The sequence below is a fragment of the Pseudoruegeria sp. SK021 genome (assembly GCF_002119405.1).
Taxonomy (GTDB): Bacteria; Pseudomonadota; Alphaproteobacteria; order Rhodobacterales; family Rhodobacteraceae; genus Meridianimarinicoccus.
This window is the reverse complement of record NZ_MTBG01000117.1, coordinates 1-749: the sequence shown is the minus strand read 5'-3', so window position 1 is coordinate 749 and position 749 is coordinate 1. Positions and strand designations below refer to the sequence as shown.

Annotated in this window: 1 protein-coding gene; it reads left to right on the top strand. The window is 58.1% G+C overall.

Annotated features, from left to right (window positions below; all coding sequences use genetic code 11):
- On the top strand, window positions 1–476 hold a 476-nt coding region (locus BV911_RS18870; protein ID WP_139840171.1), incomplete at its 5' end, for a transposase.
- Window positions 477–749: the final 273 nt, after the last annotated feature.

Sequence of the window (749 nt, the reverse complement as noted above, 5' to 3'; positions counted from 1 at the left end):
ATGACATCGAGCGCGACATCAGTGGCCAGCCTGCTGACGTCCGTCACGCGGCACGTCAAAAATTCAGCCAGCCAAAAGTTGAGGCCTTCTTTGCGTGGTCCGAGCAGCAACTCCTGCGCATTCCGGGCAAGAGCAATTTGGCCAAGGCCTTCCGCTATGGCCTCAATCGCCAGAAGGCCTTCAGCTTGTTCCTGACAGACGGTCGTGTGGCCATCGACAATAACCCGGCTGAACGCGCTCTGCGCCCCATCGGCATTGGAAGAAAGAACTGGCTGTTTGCCGGGGCTAACACCGGTGCGGAAACACTCGCACGCGCCATGACGATCATTGAAACAGCCAAGCTGAATGGCCTTGATCCGCAAGCCTATCTCGCTGACATCCTCGACCGCATCCACGATCACAAGATTAACCGGCTGGATGAATTACTCCCATGGAATTGGACGCCGATGGCAATGCAGAACAGCCAAGCTGCATAACCGCGGCCTCAATGGAGCGGTTACGATGAAGTTCCACGTCCCCCCAGATCTGGCAGAAGGTCGCAGGCTCTGGCGCATGTTGGCGTGGGCCTCAGTTCCCCCCCCGCACGGCCATATTGGACTAAATTCCGGTCGTGGCGCGCGTGTGCGTATTCCGGGGTCATCCGGCCACGGATTCCAAAAGTATCCGGCCACCCATTCCGATTTTATCCGGCCATCGATTCCGGGGCATCCGGCCACCCTGTGATGTGATGCTGTGAGGCAATCTGCAAC